Origin of the sequence: Microvirga vignae (genome assembly GCF_001017175.1) — a bacterium.
GTDB lineage: Bacteria > Pseudomonadota > Alphaproteobacteria > Rhizobiales > Beijerinckiaceae > Microvirga > Microvirga vignae.
The window spans coordinates 16080-37989 of sequence record NZ_LCYG01000014.1 but is presented as its reverse complement, the minus strand read 5'-3'; the positions used below and the strand labels follow the sequence as shown (position 1 = coordinate 37989).

The 21910-nt window shown below is 56.7% G+C and carries 24 protein-coding genes; 16 read left to right on the top strand and 8 right to left on the bottom strand.

The window, feature by feature from the left end; all coding sequences use genetic code 11:
- Nucleotides 1-55: 55 nt before the first annotated feature.
- The gene (locus AA309_RS03620; RefSeq protein WP_052954460.1) at nucleotides 56-2848 is read right to left on the bottom strand and encodes a heparinase II/III domain-containing protein; all 2793 of its coding nucleotides are present in this window, start codon (nucleotides 2846-2848) and stop codon (nucleotides 56-58) included.
- A gap of 103 nt (nucleotides 2849-2951) precedes the next feature.
- Nucleotides 2952-3572, bottom strand: coding sequence for a response regulator FixJ (fixJ, locus tag AA309_RS03615; protein WP_047187633.1), 621 nt, complete (start codon nucleotides 3570-3572; stop codon nucleotides 2952-2954).
- A 475-nt stretch (nucleotides 3573-4047) separates the two neighbouring features.
- Here fixJ and flgB point away from each other — a divergent pair, with 475 nt between their 5' ends.
- The 16 genes from flgB to AA309_RS03535 all read left to right on the top strand — a co-directional run bounded on the left by flgB (nucleotide 4048) and on the right by AA309_RS03535 (nucleotide 16917).
- Nucleotides 4048-4434, top strand: coding sequence for a flagellar basal body rod protein FlgB (gene flgB / locus AA309_RS03610; protein WP_244470249.1), 387 nt, complete (start codon nucleotides 4048-4050; stop codon nucleotides 4432-4434).
- A complete protein-coding gene (gene flgC / locus AA309_RS03605; RefSeq protein WP_047187631.1) occupies nucleotides 4434-4850 on the top strand; it encodes a flagellar basal body rod protein FlgC in 417 nt (138 codons plus the stop codon). Before flgB ends, flgC begins: the two co-directional genes overlap by 1 nt.
- Before the next feature lies 1 nt (nucleotide 4851).
- Nucleotides 4852-5184, top strand: a complete 333-nt coding sequence (gene fliE / locus AA309_RS03600) for a flagellar hook-basal body complex protein FliE (protein ID WP_047187630.1) — start codon at nucleotides 4852-4854, stop codon at nucleotides 5182-5184.
- Nucleotides 5185-5194: 10 nt separating this feature from the next.
- Nucleotides 5195-5989: a flagellar basal-body rod protein FlgG gene (gene flgG / locus AA309_RS03595; RefSeq protein WP_047187629.1), complete on the top strand. Its 795-nt coding sequence runs from the start codon at nucleotides 5195-5197 to the stop codon at nucleotides 5987-5989.
- Nucleotides 5990-6013: 24 nt separating this feature from the next.
- Nucleotides 6014-6475, top strand: a complete 462-nt coding sequence (flgA, locus tag AA309_RS03590) for a flagellar basal body P-ring formation chaperone FlgA (RefSeq protein ID WP_052954459.1) — start codon at nucleotides 6014-6016, stop codon at nucleotides 6473-6475.
- Entirely contained in the window at nucleotides 6472-7572 is a 1101-nt protein-coding gene (gene flgI / locus AA309_RS03585; RefSeq protein ID WP_047187628.1) for a flagellar basal body P-ring protein FlgI, read from the top strand. Before flgA ends, flgI begins: the two co-directional genes overlap by 4 nt.
- Nucleotides 7573-7649: 77 nt before the next feature.
- Nucleotides 7650-8093 (top strand): MotE family protein, encoded by a 444-nt coding sequence (locus AA309_RS03580; protein WP_425286848.1) that lies wholly within the window; start codon nucleotides 7650-7652, stop codon nucleotides 8091-8093.
- Entirely contained in the window at nucleotides 8090-8788 is a 699-nt protein-coding gene (flgH, locus tag AA309_RS03575; RefSeq protein WP_047187626.1) for a flagellar basal body L-ring protein FlgH, read from the top strand. The genes AA309_RS03580 and flgH overlap by 4 nt, the downstream gene beginning before the upstream one ends.
- A gap of 20 nt (nucleotides 8789-8808) precedes the next feature.
- Nucleotides 8809-9318, top strand: coding sequence for a flagellar basal body-associated FliL family protein (locus AA309_RS03570; RefSeq protein ID WP_084730834.1), 510 nt, complete (start codon nucleotides 8809-8811; stop codon nucleotides 9316-9318).
- A 73-nt stretch (nucleotides 9319-9391) separates the two neighbouring features.
- The gene (gene fliP, locus AA309_RS03565; protein ID WP_047187625.1) at nucleotides 9392-10135 is read left to right on the top strand and encodes a flagellar type III secretion system pore protein FliP; all 744 of its coding nucleotides are present in this window, start codon (nucleotides 9392-9394) and stop codon (nucleotides 10133-10135) included.
- 119 nt (nucleotides 10136-10254) lie between these two features.
- The gene (gene fliF / locus AA309_RS03560) at nucleotides 10255-11904 is read left to right on the top strand and encodes a flagellar basal-body MS-ring/collar protein FliF (protein ID WP_047187624.1); all 1650 of its coding nucleotides are present in this window, start codon (nucleotides 10255-10257) and stop codon (nucleotides 11902-11904) included.
- Entirely contained in the window at nucleotides 11901-12548 is a 648-nt protein-coding gene (locus tag AA309_RS03555; protein WP_150117374.1) for a hypothetical protein, read from the top strand. The genes fliF and AA309_RS03555 overlap by 4 nt, the downstream gene beginning before the upstream one ends.
- A gap of 2 nt (nucleotides 12549-12550) precedes the next feature.
- Nucleotides 12551-13774, top strand: a complete 1224-nt coding sequence (locus AA309_RS03550; protein WP_047187622.1) for a MotB family protein — start codon at nucleotides 12551-12553, stop codon at nucleotides 13772-13774.
- A 314-nt stretch (nucleotides 13775-14088) separates the two neighbouring features.
- Nucleotides 14089-15036: a chemotaxis protein MotC gene (locus AA309_RS03545; RefSeq protein ID WP_150117373.1), complete on the top strand. Its 948-nt coding sequence runs from the start codon at nucleotides 14089-14091 to the stop codon at nucleotides 15034-15036.
- Between the two features lie 266 nt (nucleotides 15037-15302).
- On the top strand, nucleotides 15303-16349 hold the full coding sequence (gene fliK / locus AA309_RS03540; protein ID WP_160310389.1) for a flagellar hook-length control protein FliK: 1047 nt from the start codon (nucleotides 15303-15305) through the stop codon (nucleotides 16347-16349).
- On the top strand, nucleotides 16264-16917 hold the full coding sequence (locus AA309_RS03535; RefSeq protein ID WP_084730832.1) for a transglycosylase SLT domain-containing protein: 654 nt from the start codon (nucleotides 16264-16266) through the stop codon (nucleotides 16915-16917). Before fliK ends, AA309_RS03535 begins: the two co-directional genes overlap by 86 nt.
- 756 nt (nucleotides 16918-17673) lie before the next feature.
- On the opposite strand, the gene AA309_RS03530 is transcribed toward AA309_RS03535, so the two are convergent.
- Genes AA309_RS03530 through AA309_RS03505 form a run of 6 tightly spaced genes read right to left on the bottom strand, consistent with a single transcriptional unit; the run spans nucleotide 17674 to nucleotide 21910 of the window.
- Nucleotides 17674-18174 carry a hypothetical protein gene (locus tag AA309_RS03530; protein WP_047187619.1) on the bottom strand — a complete coding sequence of 167 codons (501 nt, stop codon included), beginning with the start codon at nucleotides 18172-18174 and terminating at the stop codon, nucleotides 17674-17676.
- Entirely contained in the window at nucleotides 18171-19235 is a 1065-nt protein-coding gene (flhB, locus tag AA309_RS03525) for a flagellar biosynthesis protein FlhB (protein ID WP_047187618.1), read from the bottom strand. Before flhB ends, AA309_RS03530 begins: the two co-directional genes overlap by 4 nt.
- Before the next feature lie 16 nt (nucleotides 19236-19251).
- Complete coding sequence (locus tag AA309_RS03520; protein WP_047187617.1) at nucleotides 19252-20283, bottom strand: flagellar motor switch protein FliG; 1032 nt, start codon at nucleotides 20281-20283, stop codon at nucleotides 19252-19254.
- A 13-nt stretch (nucleotides 20284-20296) separates the two neighbouring features.
- Nucleotides 20297-20674 carry a flagellar motor switch protein FliN gene (gene fliN, locus AA309_RS03515; RefSeq protein ID WP_047187616.1) on the bottom strand — a complete coding sequence of 126 codons (378 nt, stop codon included), beginning with the start codon at nucleotides 20672-20674 and terminating at the stop codon, nucleotides 20297-20299.
- Nucleotides 20675-20685: 11 nt separating this feature from the next.
- On the bottom strand, nucleotides 20686-21000 hold the full coding sequence (locus AA309_RS03510; RefSeq protein ID WP_200901939.1) for a hypothetical protein: 315 nt from the start codon (nucleotides 20998-21000) through the stop codon (nucleotides 20686-20688).
- The gene (locus tag AA309_RS03505; protein WP_047187614.1) at nucleotides 20981-21910 is read right to left on the bottom strand and encodes a flagellar motor switch protein FliM; all 930 of its coding nucleotides are present in this window, start codon (nucleotides 21908-21910) and stop codon (nucleotides 20981-20983) included. The genes AA309_RS03510 and AA309_RS03505 overlap by 20 nt, the downstream gene beginning before the upstream one ends.

Sequence of the window (21910 nt, the reverse complement as noted above, 5' to 3'; positions counted from 1 at the left end):
GCTGAAAGCCCGCAGTCGAAGCGCTTCTGTTGCTCTGAGGGGCCCGACTTGGGATTTATGAGACTGCCGTCGACAGGCGCTGAAACAGGTTCTTGACAGCCGTCGCTTTTAGCAGGTTTGCGAGAGTACCGGCCGATCGCTCACTGGTGGCAAGCACGACTCCACCGCAGACAGTTCCGTGGCCAGAGAACCGATAACGGAGGACGCTGGCCGGCTGCAGCCCTCCCGTCGGCTGTGCTACAAATCCCTGGAGCGCGGTCGGTCTATCGCTTCGTCCGTTGTCTATGCTCATGCCAGAGAACTGGCCTTTGAGCACATGCGGAATGATCTGCAGCCTGCCATCTTTACGATAGCCGATCCCCAGCCGCGAACTCGCAATGGCCGCAGTGACTTTGGGGTCGAAGTGCAGGAGGCCTTCGAAAGAGACGGGCCTCGCCTGGGTCGTGAAATGATCGAACAATGCGACTGCGTGCAAGTTATCCAGGCACACGATGATGCGGCGATGATCATAGTCATGACCGTGAACATTTGTGCCTATCTGGAATAGGTTAGCGCCTTCAAGCGTCTCATGTGCTTCAATCCAGGCCGTTCCAGCGGTTGGTTCACGTTCATCTGGAATGGCAAGATTGTGCGCCCTGGCGGAGACGAGATACTGACGAGCCGATCCTGCCTCGTAGAAGTCCGAGCCTTTGGGGTCGACAATCCAGCTCGCACCACCCGCGGAGTAGACAAAGGAGGTGCAATCGGAATGGCCATGTTCCGAGTGGTGACCGTTTAACGATGCGCAGAAATAGCTCCAATGGGCATTCCGCTCATAATGGCGCGCCGTGATCAAGCCTGCATTTGGTAAGGAGAATACCTTTTTTCCTGTCGGATACGACAGGGCTGCGGCAAGCGCCGGATCCGAGAGCAAGGTCGTTCCGTAAACCGACAGTAGCCGTCGCAGCCATGATGCATGATGGTATCCTTGCGGTGCATCGCCGAAGGGTGGAAGCGATCCGGAAGGGTCAGTGGCAGAAACGATGCTCTGGAGCCCTTTCCTGAGACGAGCGATCAGCTCGTCGTGAAACTCGCGCGTCTCGGGCATATCGCCGAGCATGCGAGCGAGGATGAGCCCCAGTGAGACAGTCTCCAGACGGAAGTGCAGGGATTGTTCAACAAACCCGCCCTCGCGGTCGATCAGCCGGTCAAAGCCTTCCTGAATTTGTGGGAGGGCAACAGAGCTCCAGTAAGAAGCTAAGGGAAACTTGGGGAGTGCACGCGCTGCTGAGAGAAGAGCACAGGCGGCATGGATATGAACAACCGAATGCGCAAAAACGTTCTGACTCACAAGTTGGGCCAGAGCAAAGGCATGGCGCACGATCTCGGAAAAGAGAATGAAGCTCTTTTCAAAGGCAGCGGATTGTTGCGATCCCGCGCTTAAGGAAAGGAGAGTGAGCAGTGCTTCGGTGCGGGCGGAAAGAGACAAGGGGTGAGCGCTGATCGGATCCTGAGCATGTCCCCAGGGATTGGCTCGCGACCATGAAACCGCAAGATCGGTTGCGCGCGTGAGACCTCCGGCTTCCGTCCCGTTTGCAACATCGACAAGCCAGGATAGAGACTGAAACTCCAGTCTCCATGCCAAGGAATGGAATGGGTCTTCCATCCATTTGGGTGCTTCGGGGAGACGCCATGATGGGAAGTTGCTGAGAACAAGCTCATCCGCATTGAACGTCGTGCGCGCACCCCACTGCACAGATTTGAGCTTGTGGTGAAATGTGAAAGGCGACCGTAATGCTTCCGGATCGACACACTGCTTGAAGATAGCAGAGTTGACTTGAGAGCCTCCGAACGGCAGCTCGAGACCGAGCTTCGCTAAAGCCTGATGGACGAAGGCCCGAGCATCGGGGAGATCGTCGCCTGAGATGTTCTCAAGCAGAAGCTCGTCTCCAAGGGACACTTCGAGTGGGACGACCAGCTCCATTCTGGGTTCAGCATGCCAGGTCTGAAAGCCGATCTCGATGCTTGCTGCTCCCGGCGGAGGAACGAGATCCAGCGTAAAGCGCCTAGCCTGTCGGTGGATGGGAATGTCGATGAAGGCTCCAATGGATGGCGCTACCGCTATATCAGGATAGGGAGGAGGCAGTTCCTCTCCTTTCGCATTGCGATAAACGATGCGGGCCAGGGCTCCTTCGCCACCCGGATTCTCATTGATGATCTGTCCGCGCACCAGGAGTTGGTGTTCCGGACGCACTGCATATTTATACCAGACAGGCTCGGCAGTGAGAGTTCGCCATGCTCGACGAGCGTTGAACGATTCAGGAGCACTCGTCTGATGAGCCCGATCGGCTTCGTTCAAGCCGCTATCCTGCAATGAGGCGGGACAGGCAGTCTGAAACAGCTTCGGATCGCGAATGGTGAAGGGGTGGGAGTTGCGCCAGCTTCGAACCGATATGGCCAGCTTCCTGGTAGGCGAAGGGACAAAGAACGTACAGGATACCTTACCAGGCTGCGCAGGGCCGTTGTGACTGCCGTTACAATCCGGACCGCCAATGTACCAGCTGTGAGGATCGATCTGGTTTCTTGTCAGTCCAGGCACATAAGCGAAATCGACACTTGATCCATCCTCCATGAGGAAATCGAAACCGATGGCCGCAAAATCGTAGACGGCCCTGTTCTCCTCTTGTGGATTCCAGTCGAGTTGAAAGCTCAGGTCAAACCAGCCATCGCTGTCGAGACCCTCAAAGTTCAGGGTGATGCGTGACCAACGGTTGTTGTTTGAAACAATGTATTGGGTGCTGTCGACCCCGGACGGCTCATCGGCACCATTGTCGGCCGGGATCGGAAGAATGCATCTAGCAGCGGGCATTAGGCGGCACAGCTCTTCTGGTTGAGGGAAAACTTTTCACGCTGATGCAGCCCGCGAGCCGGAATCATCTACAAGGTTCGGGCTCTGTTCTTCCCGTGCTCAGTCAGTTACCCACTGTGGCTTCGATGAACAGGGCCATCCGAATCAACTCGGAAAGGCTTCGAGCCTCCATCTTAGCCATGACATTGGATCGATGGATCTCAACCGTTCGGATGCTGATGTTGAGTTCATGGGCAATCACTTTATTGGCCTTGCCTGCGACCAGACAGTCAAGGACTTGGCGTTCGCGCTGCGTCAGGGACTGGAGACGAGCTTGGGTTCTGAGGAGTTCCTGGCTCCGCCGAACGCTTTTCTCATCACAGACGAGTGCAAAACGGACGACCTCAAGAAAACGGTCCTCACGGAACGGTTTTTCCAAAAAGTCGATGGCGCCTGCCTTCATGGCTTCGACTGCAAGAGGGATGTCAGCGTGACCTGTCATGACGATGACAGGCACATTAAGCCCTCGCTCATTGAGGCGCCTGATAAATTCCAGCCCGTCGATCCCCGGCATTCTGACATCTGTTACAATGCAGCACCGACCCGGATCCGCCACCTCTCGCAGGAAGGCGGTCGCAGACTCGTACAAGCGGACATTCAAGCCGGCAGAGACCAATAGAAAGGATAGCGCTTTGCGCACACCAAGATCATCATCGACCACATAAACGATTGCCCCGCTCGACATTGGGCATATTCTCCTGATCAGCAAATCCGAAGATGAAAGATAGAGAGTGCCTCTGGTCAGGCTGCCCGATGACCGAGGAGCCTGCACCCATGCCGCTTCAGGTCGAGGTCGTAGACAGCTTGAACTGCTTCTTCAAGATCTCACAACAAGCATCGATGTGCATCATGCACGGCCCCCGGGCTTAAGCGTCTTTGCTGAGCGCTAGATCCCTTCATGCTTGCATTGAGGCAAAAATCAATTGGCGGAAATGCGGCATTGCATCGCTAGAACGTCCTGATAGAGGGCAGTGCAAATCAACAATATAACGTTAAACGCTTAGTTCGCGATTTCTCTCAACGATTGTGCTCCGTTCAGCGAGCACCGAGAAATTCAGGGCTGGCTTATCTCCACCTGCAACGTGCCGAACTGGCCAAGTCAGCCTCATGCAAGGTTGCATGGGTAAATGCATCTTTACCATGAGTGCTTGGAGATCACCGTGACGTCACCCGTCTATCTCTTCGATTTGGCATCGCGGCAGGCTCAATGGCTTGCAGCACGTCAGTCCACGATCTCGGGGAACATCGCGAATGCCAATACACCAGGATACCGTGCGAGGGACATCGAGCCCTTTGCCGATGTTCTGGACAAGACCAAGCTGGCAATGGTCGCCACGAATGGCGGCCACATCGGCCTGGATGCGGCACGGCCCGAGGGAACGAAGGTGAAGAAGGCTGAAACTTGGGACACTGTCTACTCCAAGAACTCCGTCAGCCTGGAGCAGGAACTCATCAAGGCCGGTGAAATCGACCGGCAGCATTCATTGAACACCAGCATCGTCAAGGCATTCCACCGAATGCTGATGTCGAGCGTGAGGACTGCCTGATGATTGATCCCCTCATTGCATCAACGAGACTTTCGAGCTCAGGGCTGGAGGCACAATCCGCGCGCTTGAGAGTCATTTCTGAGAACGTCGCAAATGCGCAATCGACAGGACGCACGCCGGGCTCAGATCCCTATACGCGCAAAACGATTGCCTTCAGATCGGAGCTCGACCGGGCCCTCGGCGCCTCTTCCGTAGCGGTGAAGGAGATCGGGACGGACGACGCGCCTTTTCCTGTCGAGTACGATCCTGGCAATCCTGCTGCGGACGAGAACGGTATGGTCAAGAAGCCGAACGTGAACATGCTGATCGAGATGGCCGACATGCGTGAGGCCAACCGCTCATACCAGGCAAACCTGCAAATGATGAAGCAGGCGCGCGCCCTGATTTCCGCAACAATCGACCTTATGAGAGGCTGATATGATCAGTGCAGCATCTTCGATCTCTTCAATGATTGAACGGCCGGTTGCTGTTTCTTCCGCTCCGACGGCAGCAGTCAAATCCATTGCTGGAACAACGGTCGCCGGGCTTCCTCAGGTGAGCTTCGTCGACACGATGGCTCAAGTCGCCTCGTCCGCCATCGATACGCTGAAGACGGGTGAGGCCTCCTCAATCGCCGGCATCCAAGGAAAGGCGTCGGTTCAGCAGGTTGCCGAGGCCGTTATGGCTGCCGAGCAAACACTTCAGACGGCAATCGCGATCCGCGACAAGGTGGTCGCAGCCTATCAAGAAATCGCTCGTATGGCGATCTAAGGAGAGCAAAATGAGAGCGCTTGCGATTGCTGCAACCGGTATGAATGCTCAGCAGCTGAATGTCGAGGTCATCGCCAACAACATCTCGAACGTGAATACCACGGCGTTCAAGGGCGCTCGGGCCGAGTTCTCGGATCTTCTCTATCAAGCCGAGCGTGCTCAAGCTGTGCCCAATCAGGCGGGTGCGAGCCCGGTTCCGGAAGGAGCCATGCTGGGACTTGGCGTGCGCACGGCGGCAATCCGCAATCTGCACCGTCAGGGGTCCTTGGCCGCCACGGCGAACCAGTACGATCTGGCGCTGAACGGACGCGGCTGGTTCCAGGTGGGGGGGCCGAATGGCGAAGTCCTGTATACGCGCGCTGGCGCCTTCAACAAGGATTCTACGGGCCAGCTCGTCACTCTCGACGGCTATACGGTCAATCCTGGCGGGCCGATCAATATTCCAGCCGAGGCCATTGAGATCAGCGTCAATGAGTCAGGTGAGGTCTTCGCTAAGATCGCCGGTGAGGAAACGCCGCGCGCCCTCGGCCAGATAACACTCGCGAACTTCGCAAATGATGCAGGCCTGGAGCCGATCGGGAACAATCTGTTCCGAGAAACCTCCGCTTCCGGCGCTCCGAATCCTGGAATGCCTTCGGATCCTGGATTCGGAAAAATTCACCAAGGTTATCTTGAAGCCTCGAACGTGGATGCCATCAAGGAGATCACCAATCTCATCACTGCGCAGCGCGCATTTGAGATGAACTCCAAGGTGATCCAGGCGGCCGACGACATGGCCGGCACCGTTTCCAAGGGCATCCGCTGAGTCATTGAGAGTCGGGGTCTTTTCATGAATGTATTGCTTCGCTTCGCAATGGCTGCTGCCATGATTGCCGCCACGTGCCACACGGCTGCGGGTGAAGAGCGTGTTCTCCCCGTCCCGACAGTCACGATCTACCCCGGCGACACGATCAACGAGTCGATGCTCAAGGACAGGAAATTCCCTGAGAATTATCGCTTCCGCACGGCAGTCGTGGAGTCGCCCCGCGTCCTGGCCGGCAAGACGGCACGCCGGACGCTGCTTCCGGGAGAGCCTATTCCCCTGAATGCCGTCGACGATCCAAAGCTCGTGACACGTGGAGTTCAGACAGCGATCCTCTTCGAAGAGGGGGCGCTGTCAATAGTCGGTGTCGGCATTCCGCTGCAATCCGGTGCGCTGGGCGAAACGGTTCAGGTCAAGAATGTCGACAGCGGCAGAATCATTACGGGCCGTGTTCAGGCTGACGGTAAGATCAGGATCGGCATTCAATGATCTTGCGTGCGCTACTGCTGGCTTTAGGTGTCATTCTGTCGACCCATGCTATGGCTGCCACGCGCATCAAGGACGTAGCCGGCGTCCAGGGTGTGCGAGATAATCAGCTGATCGGTTACGGGTTGGTCATGGGGTTGCAGGGCACCGGCGATACCCTTCGGAACTCGCAGTTCACCGAGCAGGCTCTTCAATCGATGCTGGACCGGATGGGGGTGAACGTCCGGGATATCAACCTGCGGACCAGAAACGTCGCGGCCGTCATCGTGACCGCTGATCTGCCCCCCTTCGTGGGCGCAGGGTCCCGGATCGACGTGACGGTGACCTCGATGGGTGATGCGACATCACTCAAAGGCGGCACTCTGATGCTGACGGCGCTGCAGGGTGGCGACGGCCAGGTTTACGCGGTGGCTCAAGGCGCGATCGTCGTGTCAGGCTTTTCTGCCCAGGGGCAGGCGGAGACATTGACATCAGGAGTGGCGACCGCTGGCCGGATCGCTAACGGCGCTCTCGTCGAAAGGGAGGTCCGGGGCGGTTTCGAGGCAGTCGGATCGCTGGCTTTCGAACTCAAGAACCCGGACTACAAGACCGCCACCCTCGTGGCCGATGCCATCAATCAATATGCAGAGCGTCGATATGGAGTGCGTGTCGCCGCTCCGCGGGATTTCCGCACTGTCGTTCTTCGGAAGCCGAAGAATATTGCAGCAACCCGCTTCATTGCCGAACTGGGCGATCTGGAAATCCAGCCTGATACGCCCGCCCGCATTGTCGTTGATCAGAGAACCGGCACGGTCGTCATCGGAAAGAACGTGCAGATTTCAACTGTTGCAATCACCCATGGAGCCTTGACGATCCGCATCACCGAATCACCGGAAGTGTCACAGCCTGATCCATTCTCATACGGACAGACTGCCGTTGTTCCGCGCACCCAGGTGACAGCGGAGGAAGAGCGGGTTCCTCTTGCAATCGTGAGAGGCTCGGATCTCCAGACGCTGGTCAGGGGGCTTAATCAAATGGGCCTGAAACCGTCGGATGTGATCGCAATTCTTCAGGCAGTCAAGACGGCCGGGGCTCTTCAGGCTGAGCTGGTTATCCAATGACGCAGTTTGAAAAAATCTTTGCAGTGCGAGCAGGTATGTTGGGGGCGGTTGTCGTCCTTGCCATGTCCGGATCTGTCATGTCCGGACCTGTCATGGCTCAAGAGAAGGAAGGCGAGGCAAAGAGCAACGCATATTGCGTCAATATCGCGGATGCCGCCGCCGACGCACGCTTTGCGTTGCAAAAAGAAGCGCTCGCCAAGATGGAAAAAGAGCTTGAGGGGCGGCTTAAGATTCTTGAGGCGAAGCGCGTCGAATATGAGGAATGGCTGCGCCGCCGTAACGAGGTTCTCCAGAAAGCCGACGAGACGATTGTAGCGATTTACTCGCGGATGCGTCCCGATGCTGCGGCTCTTCAGCTGACCAATATGGATGACGAGATTGCCGCGGCAGTCATTGCCAAGCTCAATCCCCGGTCCGCCAGCGCCGTGCTGAACGAAATGGAGCCCGCAAGGGCAGCTCAACTGGCCAACATCATCACGGATGCTCCCAAGCGGGTTGCGAGCAACGGGAGGAAAGAGTGAAGTTCATCATTGCAATCGCCAGCCTTTGCCTCCTTGCGGCATGTGCGACCCGGCCTGAGGAAATCGGGCGGGAGCCGATGATGACGCCGGTGGGAACTGGCATTGCGGTCGAACGTGAACCCCTTCCTCACGTATTCAAGAACACCACCGGCACAACTCCAAATTCTACTTGGAGCAACGCGAGTGCTGATCTGTTCACCAGTCCTCGGGCCCGGCAGGTCGGGGACATCGTGACGGTCAACATTCAAATCGACGATAAGGCTCAGTTTGACAATGCGAGCGACAGATCCCGTTCATCGTCGGTTGACGCTGGTCTCGGCTACGGCTTCAACTTCGAGGGCTGGCAGGCTGATGGCAGCGCGGACATAGGGGTTGACTCGTCGTCCTCGTCGACCGGTCAGGGAAAGATCGACCGGTCCGAGAAGTTGCGCCTCTCTGTGGCAGCGGTTGTGACCGAGGTTCTGCCTAACGGAAACGTCATCATCAGTGGGTCGCAGGAAGTCCGGGTGAATTACGAGCTGCGTATTCTCAATATCGCCGGCATCGTCCGCCCTCGTGACATTTCTCCTCGGAACACCATCAGCTATGACAAGATTGCCGAAGCGCGCGTTTCCTATGGTGGCCGCGGGCGTCTGATGGAGGTTCAGCAGCCGGCCTATGGGCAGCAGATCTTTGACGCAGTGACGCCGTTCTAAGCAGGTCGAGAGGGAGGTCCATGGCGACGAATCTAGCATTGCCGGCAGCTCCAGGGCAGGCTTCTGGGAAAGAGGGAGCCAAAAGCCTGATCCTGACGCTTGGACTTCTGACACTGCTCTCTGCTGTAGTGGGTGGAGGCTTTGGTCTCACCATTGTATCGAGCATCGAAAAGAGGGTTGAGGAGAAGTATAAAGACATTCCTCAAAAGGTTCCGAATACAAGCCCGTACACGGGCGATATAGCGATCAAGAAAATGGCGCCGGTGGTGACCAATCTCGCCAACTCCGAGAGCGACTGGATCCGGCTTGAGGCATCTATTGTCTACAAGTCAGGCAACGATTTGAACTCGGACGTTTTGGTTGCCGAGACCAGGCAGGATGTACTGGCTTATCTTCGCACCGTGTCGCTCTCTCAAGTCCAGGGACCGAGTGGCCTGCTCCATGTGAGAGAAGACCTGAATGAGCGCGCCAAGATCCGGTCCAAAGGGATGATTCAGGAACTCGTTCTTGAAACCCTTGTCATTCAGTAAGGCAAAGAGCCGAGAGAGCCAACCATTTCATAATGCATCATTTGAGCGCATCTTTACTACGGAAGAATATTTCATGCCTGTTCGCCTTCTCGCCAAGAGCCTTTTCTTCCTGTTGCTGACAGGCACCGGCGCATATGCTCAGGTTCCTGGCCTTGATGCGCTGCTGCCGGCTGGAGATGGGGCTGCAAGTGGAAGGATCATTCAGCTCGTCGTCCTGCTGACGGTGCTTTCCCTTGCGCCTGGGCTCCTGATCATGGTGACGAGCTTTACCCGGTTTGTGGTCGCATTCTCCTTCTTGCGTTCGGGATTAGGGCTTCAGAGCACTCCGGCCAACATCTTCCTGATCAGCCTCTCTCTCTTCATGACATTCTTCGTGATGGGACCGACTTTCGACCGGGCTTGGAACGATGGCGTACGCCCTCTGACGGAAAATAGGATCACCGAGGCAGAGGCATTCACCAGAACGACGGATCCGTTCCGTGAATTCATGCTGGCCCATGTTCGACCCAAGGACCTGCAAACATTCGTGGACCTGGCGTCCGCGAGCTATCCGAAGGTCAATGAAGGAGAGAAGATCGACCTGCGCGTTCTTATTCCCGCGTTCATGATCTCCGAGCTGAGGAGAGGATTCGAGATCGGGTTTCTCATCGCCCTTCCTTTCCTGGTCATCGACATGATCGTGGCGACATTGGTGATGTCGATGGGCATGATGATGATGCCGCCGACAGTCCTTGCCCTCCCGTTCAAGATCCTTTTCTTCGTCCTGATAGATGGTTGGAACATCCTCGTCAGCGGCCTTGTCAGGTCATACTTCTGACGCCCCTCTCGGAAAAGCGGTTCCTCGACATTGCACCTGCCCGTCCAGGAGCAACCTTCACACAAGGTTGACCGAGCAGAAAGGTATCTCGACACGATTCACTTTCGCCGAGATCCTTTATGCCCGGTCGTCAGCATGCCGAAAGATTGTGGACTAGCCTGATGCAGCTCGGGGCCCGCCGGTTGGGGGCCTTGGCCGTAATCGGTCTTGCCGTGTTCCTGATGGTAGGTTTCGGCGCCTATTATCTGAGCCGGCCCGCGCAGGAGACTCTTTACACCGGACTGGACCGCGAGGACGTGGGCCGCATGGGCGCTGTCCTCAAGGATGCGGGAATTCCATTCGACGTCAGTTCCGATGGAACCGCGCTGCTTGTCAGCTACGGGAATACGGCCCAGGCGCGAATGCTTCTGGCCGAGAAGGGGCTCCCTCATAGCTCGAAGTCCGGCTATGAGCTGTTCAACGATCTTGGCTCCCTCGGCCTGACCTCCTTCATGCAGGAGGTCACGAAAGTGCGCGCGCTCGAGGGTGAGCTTGCCCGCACGATCCAGGGAATGAAGGGCATCAAGGCTGCACGCGTTCACATCGTTCTGCCTGATCGGGGCTCTTTCCGCCGTGAGCAGCAGCCGCCCTCGGCCTCGGTCGTCATCCGTACGTCCCCGTCCGACGACGCGTCTTCGGCTCAGGCCATTCGCCACCTCGTTGCGGCTGCTATCCCTGGAATGGCCGTCGATAAAGTCACGGTCATGAACACCGAGGGAACGCTCCTGGCGTCCGGAGACGACGCCGCCAGTGCGTCGACCGGCAAGATGGCCAACCTTGAAAAGACTGTTGGCCTTGAAATCCAAGATAGCATCAGAAGAACCCTTTCTCCCTATCTTGGTATCGGAAACTTTGAAATCAGTGTCGCCGCTCGCCTCAATACCGACAAGGTGAGCACGAACGAGACTATCTTCAATCCGGAGTCCAAGGTCGAGCGCTCGACGCGGACCGTGAAGGAAACCGAAGTTTCGCAGAACAGAAGCGGCCAGAAACCAACGACGGTCCAGCAGAATCTCCCGGATGAAAACGTGCGCGGGGATTCGAACGATAGTTCAAGCGAAGATAACCAGCGCCGTGAGGAACTCACGAATTACGAGATTTCCTCCAAGACGATTCAGACCATCAGCGACGGCTATTCGATCAGAAATCTTTCCGTCGCTGTTCTCGTCAACAGGTCTCGGATCACTTCTCTCCTTGGCGAGGGTGCAAAGCCGGCAGATATCGACGCGAAGGTTGCCGAGATTGAGCAACTCGTCTCGTCCGCGGCGGGATTCAACAAGTCCCGCGGTGACCAGATCAAGGTTGCTGCCGTGAGCTTCGTCGACGACGGCGGCGTGCTCCAGCCGGTTCCTGGGCCTTCGGTCGCTGAAATCTTGATGCGCCAGTTCGGCACGGTTGTGAATGCGCTCACCGTTCTTGCACTCTGTGCGATGCTGATCTGGTTCGGCTTGCGGCCTGCAGTCCGCATGCTCGTGGCCCGCCACCAGGCTGACCTCGAAATTCAACGGGAGCAGGTGGCCGCATTGGCCGCGGCGGAGGCCAGCGAAACATTCAACCAAGAGGTCGAACGGGCCGAACCGGCCCTGCAGCCGGCGCTGCAGGAGGATCCTCTGCCGAACCTCCTCGGACCCCAGCGGACGCCGCAGCGCAAGCTCGAGCAGATCGTCGAATTCAGTGAAGAGCAGGCCGCCGCAATCCTCAAGCAATGGCTCAGCCAGGAGGCCGCATGATGTCGGGAGGAGTTGCGGATCTCATCGCGGACTTCTCCATGCCGAGCGCCCCCGAAGGGTTCGGAATCGGGATGCTGCGTCGCGTAAAGGCCGTTGTCGAAGAGGAACCGGAGCGAGTCCAAAGCGCGCCGGATCGGCAGGCCGAGCTGATACGGTCTGCCGAAGCCCGGGTCAGGGCGGAAGAGAGAGAGGCAGCGCGCCAGCAGCTCAAGGAGGCGCTGGACGCCGAGCGTGAGAAACACTGCGAAGAGCTGGCGGTTCAGCGGGCACTCTGGGTTGATCAGGAAGCTGCAAAGCTCTCGGCTCAGATCATCGGCTCTCTTGGAAACCTCGAGCGAATTCTCTCCGACAGGGTCGCACGTATCCTCGCTCCGATCATCCCTGAGGCCCTTCAGCAGAAGGCGCTTGTCGAGTTCAATGAAATTCTCGGAACGATATTGTCCGGCGAGATCTCAACCGTCCTGAAAGTGACGGGGCCCGAGGACATGCTGAAGGCCATCCAGACCCGCTTTGCACTGCACGACGGTGTCGAATTCGCACCGAGCGACGATGTGGAAGTGACTCTCGTTGCCGGCGACACAACGATACAGACGCAGCTCAGCTCCTGGTCGATCCGACTGAAAGAGGCGCTCAAGGCAGAGTGACGATGCTCAGTTCAGACAAGCATGAAATCATTATCGTCCGCAGAGGCGATGGCGGTGAGGAGACCACCAAGGGTGGGGCCTGGAAGATCGCTCATGCGGATTTCATGACGGCTATGATGGCCTTCTTCCTTGTGATGTGGCTCATTGGCATGACCGATGAGAGGACCAAAGCAGGGGTGGCCAACTACTTCAACCCGGTTCAACTGGCCCAGTCCACGTCCAACAAGAAAGGATTGGAAGACCCGCAGAACGTAAAGCCTGAAAAGGAAACAGACAACAATAAGGAAGGAAGGGAGAAAGGAAGCGGCGAGGGAACAGGCGGCAAGTCGCAGCAGTTGCAGAAGCCTCGTTTCAAAGAGGGAGCTCTCTTTCAGGATCCTTATGCCGTCCTGGCAAGAATTGCGGATGAGATCGAGGCTAATCCCCACGATACCCTGGGAGCTGACGTTACGCCCGGCGAAAGCGACGTTCCTGGTCTCAAGGGTGGCGAGGTCTTCAGAGATCCCTTCGACCCTCTCTACTGGCAGGTCGCCCCGGTTGACGAGCTGAAGGCCGAAACGGCTCCCAAGCCTGGAACGGCAAAACCTGCTCCCTCCAAGGCAGAAATCGACGCGTTGGCTGCGGCTGCTCGTAAAGCCCAGCCTGACGTCCGCCATGCAGCCAAGCCTGCAAGCGCAAACGCGCCCGCGGATGTGGGAACTGCGCCGGACACACAGATGCCATCAGTGGCCGAGGTCCCGAGCGAGCCAGTGGACAAAGCTGCCGACCAGAAGACCGCCGAGTTGAAGATAGAGATCCTGGATGCAGTCCAGGAGACCAGGGATCAGTCTCCGAAGCCTCAAATCGAGGTCCGGCGGATGGGAGCTGGAACTCTTATCAGCCTGACCGATGATTTCGATTTCTCGATGTTCACCGTCGGCTCTGCGGAACCGCATGCGAAGGTCGTCCACGCGATGGCCAAAATCGCTGCGATTCTGCAGTCGCGGCCAGGCAAGATCGTCATCCGCGGTCATACGGACAGCCGTCCGTTCAAGTCCGCAAACTACGACAACTGGCGTCTCTCACATGCCCGTGCTCAGATGGCGCTCTACATGCTGGTGCGTGGAGGCTTGGACGAGAATCGGATCGTGCGGGTCGAAGGGCATGCAGATCGCGATCCGAAGGTTCCATCTGATCCAAAGGCCGATCAGAATCGCCGCGTCGAAATTCTGCTGCAGGAGTCATGAAAGTGAACAGTCTTCTGAAGACTGCTCTTGCTCTCGTCCTGACTATCGTGCCGGGAGCGGCCATTGCTGAAAGCGAGCATCCATCCGAAGTAAAGTCGACGGATAATCAGCCGCGATCTCAGCCTGCGAATACCGCAAGCCCTGTTCAGATGCTGCGGACTCTTCAGCTGATGCAAGATCAGATCGCGGTTGGATCGACCGAGGCTCATATGGGTCAGCGTGGTCTTCTCACGATCCTCGACAACCGATTCATGGATCTGCCCTCGGAGACCTGGGAAGATGGAAAGAACATTCGCGCCGCTATCGCATTCGTCTTGAGCGGCGGCAATCCACAGATCCTCAGGAAACTCTTGGAAATGAGCAATCCTGTTATCCCGATTGATGATCGGTCGCTCGTAGAGGGAACCCTCGCCTATGTCGAAGGACGTGAGGAGGAGTCGAAAGGAAAACTCCTGTCGGTGAACGTCAAGTCCCTGCCACCCATGCTTGGGGCTCAACTGGCGCTCGTTCAATCCGCTCTCATTGTTCGAACGGATCCCAAGAAGTCTTCCGAGCTTCTCGATCTTGTCAGGCTCCAAGCTCCGGGCACCCTTCTGGAAGAAGGAGCATTGCGGCGCCAAGTCTTCGTGGCAAGTCAAACCGGAGACATGAAGAAGTTTCTTGCGCTGTCCTCGGGATATCTGCGCCGATACCGTCATTCGATCTACGCCGGTAATTTCAGACAGCGGCTCGCCTCGGCCCTGACGCGGGCCGACTTCGGAAAGGATCCTGCGTTGTTTGACGGTATCGTCGAGATGCTGATGGATCTTGAGCCTGATGCCCGACGTGATATCTACCTCCTGGCGGCTCGTTCCTCTATCGACCAGGGCCAGACCCATTCAGCCCGCATGCTCGCCGAGAAAGCCAAAGAGCTGTCTGAAGGCGATCCCGCGAGCACCGCAAGAGCGAAGCTGTATCGTGCGGCAGCAATGATCGTTTCGCCCGAGACGATTGGTATGGCTGTAGAAGATCTTAAGGGGATTGATAGAACGAAGCTCGCGGCCAGCGACGCAATACTCCTGGATTCAGCTCTCTCAATGGCGGGACAGATTCGCGTCATGCCTGGAGACAAGACGGCAGACAATTCGAGCAAGCCGTCTCCACCTCCATCGGATGTCAATAGCCAGCAAGCGCCAGAACAGCTTCAGGCGGTATTGAAGGCACAGGATGCCCTTAGTCGCATCGATAAGCTGATCAAGAACCAGGTGTCGACAGTTCAATGAGTCCAATTGACATTCTGTCCAAGAGTCTCCCCAGGTCTGTCGATCCACAGTCACTACGGGATGGCTCGGCTGCAAGTGAACCTGTTGATGCAGATGGAATGCCCTCTGAAGCGGGCAGCTTCGACACGTTACTCGACGGACTGTCCGGGCGGTATCGTCGTGATGGAGAGAGCGCTCGATCTCTCGATGAGCGTGACGTTCTCGATCTCATAGCGGATGCCAGTCTGGCCGATGCTTCAAGTTCCGAAACCAGCAACCCCGTCTTCGTGCTGCTGGAAGGGCTCCTACCGCGCGTTCTGCCGCAGGCAACGCCAGCCGGTTCAGATGGCAACGGGCAAAAGAATGACGCCTCTTCTCAGCTGATGTTCCCAGAGACTCAGCAAATGCAGGATAGCGGTGATCTTTTGAGCTCTCCTGTGCAGCAACGGGTTACGGTTGCCGTCCAGCACCAGGAGACACATTTCAAGCCAGTTATCGAAACATCTGTCACTGAGGCCGACCTTGAGGGACAGGGGCAGATGGAGAGGGCGCCAGAATTTGCCTCCTTCGGCAGGCCCGTGGACGGGCCGTCCAAGGCAGCCCGTCCGAAGCAGCAGGACCTAACAAGATATCCTCTGCCGCAGGAGGCAGTGACGCCCGTTGCTGAAGAACAGGTTGAAGAACAAAATCCTGGCAAAGACCAGTCGTTGAATGCGACTGTCGAGGACCTGGAGGCGCGCAAGAGCGCACCGTCAAATGCGGCACAAACTGAGGGCGCCAGCCTTCCCCCGGCAACGCTTCAGCGTCTCGCCAACTCGGTAAGGGCTGAGGTTCGTTCGATGGTCAATGAGGCTGCAGAGCACGCAGCACCGACTGATCGGACATTCCAGATGCTCTCCATAAAGGCTTCCGATAGCGCTCTCCGGATCCTCAACTTGCAGCTTCACCCTGCCGATCTGGGCGTGGTGACCATCAAGATGAGACTTGCCGGCGACAGTCTCGAAATGGAACTGCACACTGAGAAAGAAGAGACGGCACAGCTTCTCCGCAATGATTCCGAGAAGCTGTCTGCTCTTCTGCGTGGATCAGGCTACCGTCCTGATGCAATCACCATTCAGGTGAACGGTGTCGCTGATCAGGATCGCGTCTCCACACAAAGACAACAGCCTGACATGCAGTTTCAAGGGCAATCGTTCCAGCAAGGTGGAGCCAGTCAGGAAGGTCATTCTCGGAATCGGGAAAAGCAATATGCCAGCACGGGAACAGAGCCTCCTAACAGCCGGGCGGAGGATCGCACCCTGGACAGCCGCAATCCTGGCGGTGTGTACCTTTAATTTAGCGAAACCGAGCCAAGCTGAAGCTCAATCGGGCAGCCACCTTTGTGAGAAAGAGATGCTGCGGGCCTCCGCGAAATACGGAGTTCCCATTGGAATGTTGTACTCAGTCGGTCTAACGGAGACCGGCCGACGCGGTTCCCTGCAGCCTTTCGCCATGAATGTGGAGGGACGAGCAGTATTCTCGAGTAGTCTCCCTGAAGCGGTTCAGCGTTTCGAGGAAGCTCGCCGCGCGGGAGCGAAGTTGATTGATCTCGGCTGCATGCAAATCAATCATCATTACCACCGGGATAAGTTCACATCGGTGGAAAGCATGCTGAATCCACGGGACAACGTCGAATATGCGGCGCGCTTTCTGAGTGAACTCAAAGGCCGCCATGAGACCTGGACAATGGCGGTGGCTCGCTATCATGCCGGACCTGATAATGACCCGGCTCAGAAGCGTTATGTTTGCAGAGTCATCGCCAATATGGTCGCGACGGGTTTTGGGCAATGGACGCAGAATGCCCGTACATTTTGTGCGGATGCTCCGGGCCTCAGGCCAGGCCAGACCGCCTCCGACGGTTGATACACGAAGCCTTCAGAAGTCTATTACCGTGACATCTGGAGCGAGGTGCCCGCCTTGCTCAAGGCACCGCTAAGGGCAGCTTCCGAACCCATCAGCTGGGCTATTTCGACACCACGGGAAAAGAGCACGACCCGGTTTTCGTTGAAACTCCAGGAATTCACTTGCCGGAGAGCCTCGTTGGAGCATTTGGAAGTCGATGCTTTATAAAGGTCCAAAGAGGCGACGCTGGACAGCTGAACAAGGCAGGAATCTCCTTTGTGGTCCCTCGCTTTCCATGTCCCTGCATACGATGAAGCCCGACGGGGGGCGCTGAAGACGCCGGGCGGCGATTCACCTGAGGTCGGCATCAGATCGGTAGCTTGCGGTCGAGGACCCTTTGGAACCGGAGCTTGCTCCGACACGGTCGGTGAAATCGGGACGGCGGTCGCAGCAGGCGAAAGAGAGGGTTGTGGGTCTGCGGGCAGCACAGTGAGGTACTGATATGGTCCGGGTTCAGCCAAGGGCCCCACACCGCCCGAAGGAGTCATAACCTCGGTAGCATGGTTCGAACCTGAGACCGTGCCGACACGGATATCCGGGTTTCGTCGGCCCCAAGGTGATGCATATTGCGGGTAGCCGCGATGCACGCCGGGTGATCCCCATGGACCCTGCGAGTAGAGATCATCCCTGGAATTGCAGCCTGCGAGGATGCCTGCCATCGAAAGCGCAAGGAACGTGGGAGCGGATCGGATCACAGCTTCGGCCCAACATCATTTCTCAATGCCGCAGAGAAGCTGCAGGGCAGTAAGACGAGCGGAAACGTTGGGGGAGGGGCCTCAACCGCGCCGATGTGATGATCTTTGCAAATGAACGAGGATCAAATTCGCTTTCAGGGCTCTCGGAGATCAGGACTCTGTTGATATGCACTCCGACAGAGAATTCGCCGAGGACGAGCTTGAAGTACACGCTTACCGTGTCATGTGCGAATTCCATGTCGAGGACAATGCAGGGCGGATGGCCTAGCGCTGTGCTGATATCGGCTGCGCGGGCATACGAGAGCGTATCTCCTTTGAAGAAAAGCTCTGCGGAAGACGACACGATCTCATTCATGTTGCCGTGCAACTGTTTGCTCACATAGGACCGGATGATATCAGCATCCGTCAGGCAGAAGTCCGCTATGACATCTTTGATGTTGCAGGCTAGGACTTCTTCAAATGCACTCACGTCAAGTTCTTTGTCAAATGACTCTGCTGCGCTGATTGGCGGAAGACTTTTCATTTGGATCTCGTCAGGATGTAGAACAGGATCTGAGCGACGGCCTTGTAAAAATCTGGAGGAATCATGCGATCCACTTCAACATGATCGTACATGGACCTTGCCAGGGGCTTGTCTTCGATGACTGGAATGCCATGCTTTTCTGCGGTCTCGCGGATTTTCAGGGCGATCAGGTCTTTACCCTTGGCGACCACGACAGGTGCACTTGCCTCGCTGCGTTCATAACGAAGCGCAATGGCATAATGCGTCGGGTTCGCGATCACGAAAGTTGCCTTGGGAACGGCTGCCAACATGCGCTTGCGGGCGCGATCCTGAGCCAGAGAGCGCATGCGCGCCTTGACCATAGGATCGCCTTCCATCTGTTTGTACTCTTCCTTGACCTCCTGCGGCGTCATCTTCAGATCGTTCCGCCATTTGAGACGGGCCCAGACCAGGTCAGCAGCTACAAGAACGATGGTCGCAATAGCAATGGCCGAAACGAGTCGCATCGCCATGGTCAGCATGATTTCCGGAATAAGGGTCGGGTCACTGAACATGGCATTGAAGACCTTGGTTTGCTCCGATTTCAGAAGCAGGAGGGATACAATTGTAATTGTCCCGAACTTGAAGAGAGACTTGGCGAATTCCACCAGACCTGCACGGCCGAAGATCCGTTTCCAGCCGCCCATCGGCGAGATTCTGTTCCATTGCGGCCGAATTCGTTCAGACACGAAGGAGGGCATGTTCTGGAAGATAGAAGCCGCAAGGCTGCATCCGGCAAGGATTGCAATGATCGGTGTAAGAAACTGACCTAGCTCAAGAGCAAGAGCCTGAAACAGAATAGCTGCGTCCGCACCCGAGTCCAAACGGAAGTCTTGGGGACGATCCACGAACAAAGAGAGCTTCTCCGTCAGAACTTTTGTGTTACTTCGTGTCACGAACGTTAGAACGATGAGAATGCTAAGGATCGACGCGAACATGGGCGCCTCTCTCGAGAAGGGGATATTCCCCTTCTCGATGGCATCCCTAACCTTCTTGTCAGAAGGTGCCTCTGTTTTGCTTTCTTTATCTTCCGAGTCAGACATCGATTATCATCGGTACTCAGATAAAGGACTCATCGTCAGCTTCTGAGTTGATAACGATTTCACCCCGTCCTGCCATATCCAAAGCAAGGTCCGTAATGGAGCGGCGGGCTTCGGCGACGTCTCTTTGCGACGACGGCTCGTTGCTGCTCAACTCGTGCTCGATCATGCGGCGTACACGTGAGGAGAGAGCAGTCAGAACGACTTTGCGGAACTCGTCGTTCGTGCCCTTGAGAGCCAAGACGACGCGATCCGGAGGAACCTGGTCGAACAAGGTCGTACGATCCCGAGGCGTTAGCTTGACGATATCGTCGAACGTGAAGAGGAGGCTTCGGAGGATCTCCGCCGACTTCGGCCTGACGGCGGACAGGCTGGTCAGAACGTCCTCCATGTGATCGCGTTCCATCTTGTTGATGATGTCGGCGATCTTGGCATGAGTGTCAGAGCCGGCATTCTTCGAGAAGTTCGCCATGAAGTCTTCATGGAGAGTTTTCTCGATATTCTTCATCGTTGCATCGACGATCGGCTTCATGCTCAGCATGCGGCGCATCAAGTTGTTGCGCAGGGGCTGAGGAAGTTGAGCCATGACCTTGGCTGCACAGGATGGCTTCACCTTAGACAGAATTAGCGCCGCCGTTTGGGGATGCTCCTTCATCAGGTAGGAAGCAATAGCACTTTCAGAGACCGTCGAGATGCGCTCCCAGATGCTCCTGTTCGCATTCCCTGCGACTTCGCTCAGGATCTCGGCGATCTGTTCAGGCGTTAAAATCCCGGCCAGGAGTTTCTCAATGTGGGCTACGCTGCCGACAACGTCGGCTCCCGACGAGAAGTTTGATGCAAACTCATCGATCAGGGTCTCTATCTGCGATGGCGATACGGGTCCAAGTTGAGCAGCAGATCTCGTGACAAGGCGAATCTCCTCATCACTGAAGTGCTTCAGAATTCTACTAGCTGCAGGCTTTCCCATCGCCAGCAGAAGGGTCGCGACACGTTCCGGTCCCTTCATGGGCCTGGTACCGCTGTTCGTCTTCACGGGAATGTTCGCAACCATGGTGAAAGTCGCTTCAGCCGTTCATATCATTGGTGGGAGGGCCAACAATCTCAGTGAGAGAGATGCCAAATCGGGAGTTGTCATCTTCCACGACGACAACTTCGCCGCGAGCGATCACGCGGCCATTGACCACAACGTCGACTGGCTCGCCAACCCTGTGGTCTAGAGGCACGATCGCACCGCGTCCAAGCTTCATCAGGTTCGAAACCGGCATCGTGGCCGAGCCGAGAACGACCTGAATTGTAACGGGGATCCTCAGGATGGAGTCGAGATTGCGGCCGGCATCCCCTTTCGAGTCGCGCGATGCCGCGTTATTGAGACTTTTGCCAAGCTCGCTTTCCTGCTGCCAAGCAACCTTATCCTGAAAGTTATTTTCAAACGGATTCGACATAGTACGGGCCCCTACTGATTGGGAATGTGAGAACGAGACTGCGTCAGCTCGCGGGCCGAGAGAGTGAGCTCTTCCAGGCGTTGAGCGGCAGCCCGGGCTTCGTCAATCCGCGCGCCGAGGAGAGCGAGGGTCTCACGACCCTCAGAACCGAAACTGGCGACGGCATTCTGAGCTCCCATCAAGGCCTCTCCGGTCCTGTCGAAGATCCGCTTGTACTCGGCATGGTACTGATCCAGACGCTTGAGCTTGCGGTACATGAGGGCGACCATGGTGCTCGTCGTGACGAGAGCTATGAAAAGGATGGCATTAGCGAGCGAGGACATCATCGAGAAATTCCTTCTCTTGATCGATCGGCTCATCGATCTTTAAAACATATGAGCCATCTGCCTGTCCGATGTGACACCAGAAGAGCCCTTGCTGGTTTCCTTCGAGCTTGACCCGACTTCTGGGTGTCGCCTGCAACTCGATGACCTGTCCGAGTTTCAGATCGGCAATCTCGCCAAGTGACAGGAAACGTTCCTCAAGGACGGCCGTGAGGGTGATTTCGGTCTTTTGAACCTCGCTGGCCATTTGCTTCATCCAGCGCGGATCACGACTTGTCGATTCACCGGATACGACGCGAGACAGCACTTTCCTCATCGGGTTCAGAGCGGATTGTGGGATGATGACGAACATCTCCCCACCTCGGTTGAGGGCCTGAAGGAGAAATTTGGCTGCGACGGCCTGGTTGTTGCGGCGGCCGATGACGGCGAAGTCCATACGGGTCTCAAGACGCTCCAACTTGAACTTCGTATCCGATACGAGAGAGAAGGAGGCTTGAAGCGCCTTGGCAACCTGTTCGAAAAGGACCTGGGCCATCCGCAGCTCGATGTTCGAAAAGCCTCGCGCTTCCTCGACAGGAGGCTCGGAGCCATCGGACCCGAAGAGCACCTCCACCATCGTATAGATGAAGTCGCGATCGAAGCCGATCAGAATATGACTGTCCCAGTCCGGAGCGTGAAAGATCGCGGCGACTGCATTGGCCTCGTACATCTCCAGAATTTCGCTGATGCGGCCACTCTCGATGCCACTCAGCGAGTAATACATGGGCGAGGCGGCCATGTGGCGCAGATGCTCGGCGCAGCTCGTCGACATGCGATCGAAGATCACGTGGAGCATGGGCAGGCGGTCAATGGACAGACCTGCCGAGTCCAGAAGCATGTCTCGAATATCGTTGGCATTCTGCATGCCGCTCAT

Bases quoted from the DNA above. Each gene is read 5' to 3' on its own strand.
- flgA (WP_052954459.1), top strand. From the start codon at position 6,014: ATGAATGTATTGCTTCGCTTCGCAATGGCTGCTGCCATGATTGCCGCC.
- fliF (WP_047187624.1), top strand. From the start codon at position 10,255: ATGCCCGGTCGTCAGCATGCCGAAAGATTGTGGACTAGCCTGATGCAG.
- flgG (WP_047187629.1), top strand. From the start codon at position 5,195: ATGAGAGCGCTTGCGATTGCTGCAACCGGTATGAATGCTCAGCAGCTG.
- AA309_RS03580 (WP_425286848.1), top strand. From the start codon at position 7,650: ATGTCCGGACCTGTCATGGCTCAAGAGAAGGAAGGCGAGGCAAAGAGC.
- flgC (WP_047187631.1), top strand. From the start codon at position 4,434: ATGATTGATCCCCTCATTGCATCAACGAGACTTTCGAGCTCAGGGCTG.
- fliE (WP_047187630.1), top strand. From the start codon at position 4,852: ATGATCAGTGCAGCATCTTCGATCTCTTCAATGATTGAACGGCCGGTT.
- flhB (WP_047187618.1), bottom strand. From the start codon at position 19,235: ATGTCTGACTCGGAAGATAAAGAAAGCAAAACAGAGGCACCTTCTGAC.
- fliN (WP_047187616.1), bottom strand. From the start codon at position 20,674: ATGTCGAATCCGTTTGAAAATAACTTTCAGGATAAGGTTGCTTGGCAG.
- AA309_RS03505 (WP_047187614.1), bottom strand. From the start codon at position 21,910: ATGAGCGGCATGCAGAATGCCAACGATATTCGAGACATGCTTCTGGAC.
- AA309_RS03570 (WP_084730834.1), top strand. From the start codon at position 8,809: ATGGCGACGAATCTAGCATTGCCGGCAGCTCCAGGGCAGGCTTCTGGG.
- AA309_RS03510 (WP_200901939.1), bottom strand. From the start codon at position 21,000: ATGATGTCCTCGCTCGCTAATGCCATCCTTTTCATAGCTCTCGTCACG.
- AA309_RS03550 (WP_047187622.1), top strand. From the start codon at position 12,551: ATGCTCAGTTCAGACAAGCATGAAATCATTATCGTCCGCAGAGGCGAT.
- AA309_RS03620 (WP_052954460.1), bottom strand. From the start codon at position 2,848: ATGCCCGCTGCTAGATGCATTCTTCCGATCCCGGCCGACAATGGTGCC.
- fixJ (WP_047187633.1), bottom strand. From the start codon at position 3,572: ATGTCGAGCGGGGCAATCGTTTATGTGGTCGATGATGATCTTGGTGTG.
- AA309_RS03555 (WP_150117374.1), top strand. From the start codon at position 11,901: ATGATGTCGGGAGGAGTTGCGGATCTCATCGCGGACTTCTCCATGCCG.
- AA309_RS03535 (WP_084730832.1), top strand. From the start codon at position 16,264: ATGCCAGCACGGGAACAGAGCCTCCTAACAGCCGGGCGGAGGATCGCA.
- AA309_RS03520 (WP_047187617.1), bottom strand. From the start codon at position 20,283: ATGGTTGCGAACATTCCCGTGAAGACGAACAGCGGTACCAGGCCCATG.
- AA309_RS03530 (WP_047187619.1), bottom strand. From the start codon at position 18,174: ATGAAAAGTCTTCCGCCAATCAGCGCAGCAGAGTCATTTGACAAAGAA.
- flgI (WP_047187628.1), top strand. From the start codon at position 6,472: ATGATCTTGCGTGCGCTACTGCTGGCTTTAGGTGTCATTCTGTCGACC.
- fliP (WP_047187625.1), top strand. From the start codon at position 9,392: ATGCCTGTTCGCCTTCTCGCCAAGAGCCTTTTCTTCCTGTTGCTGACA.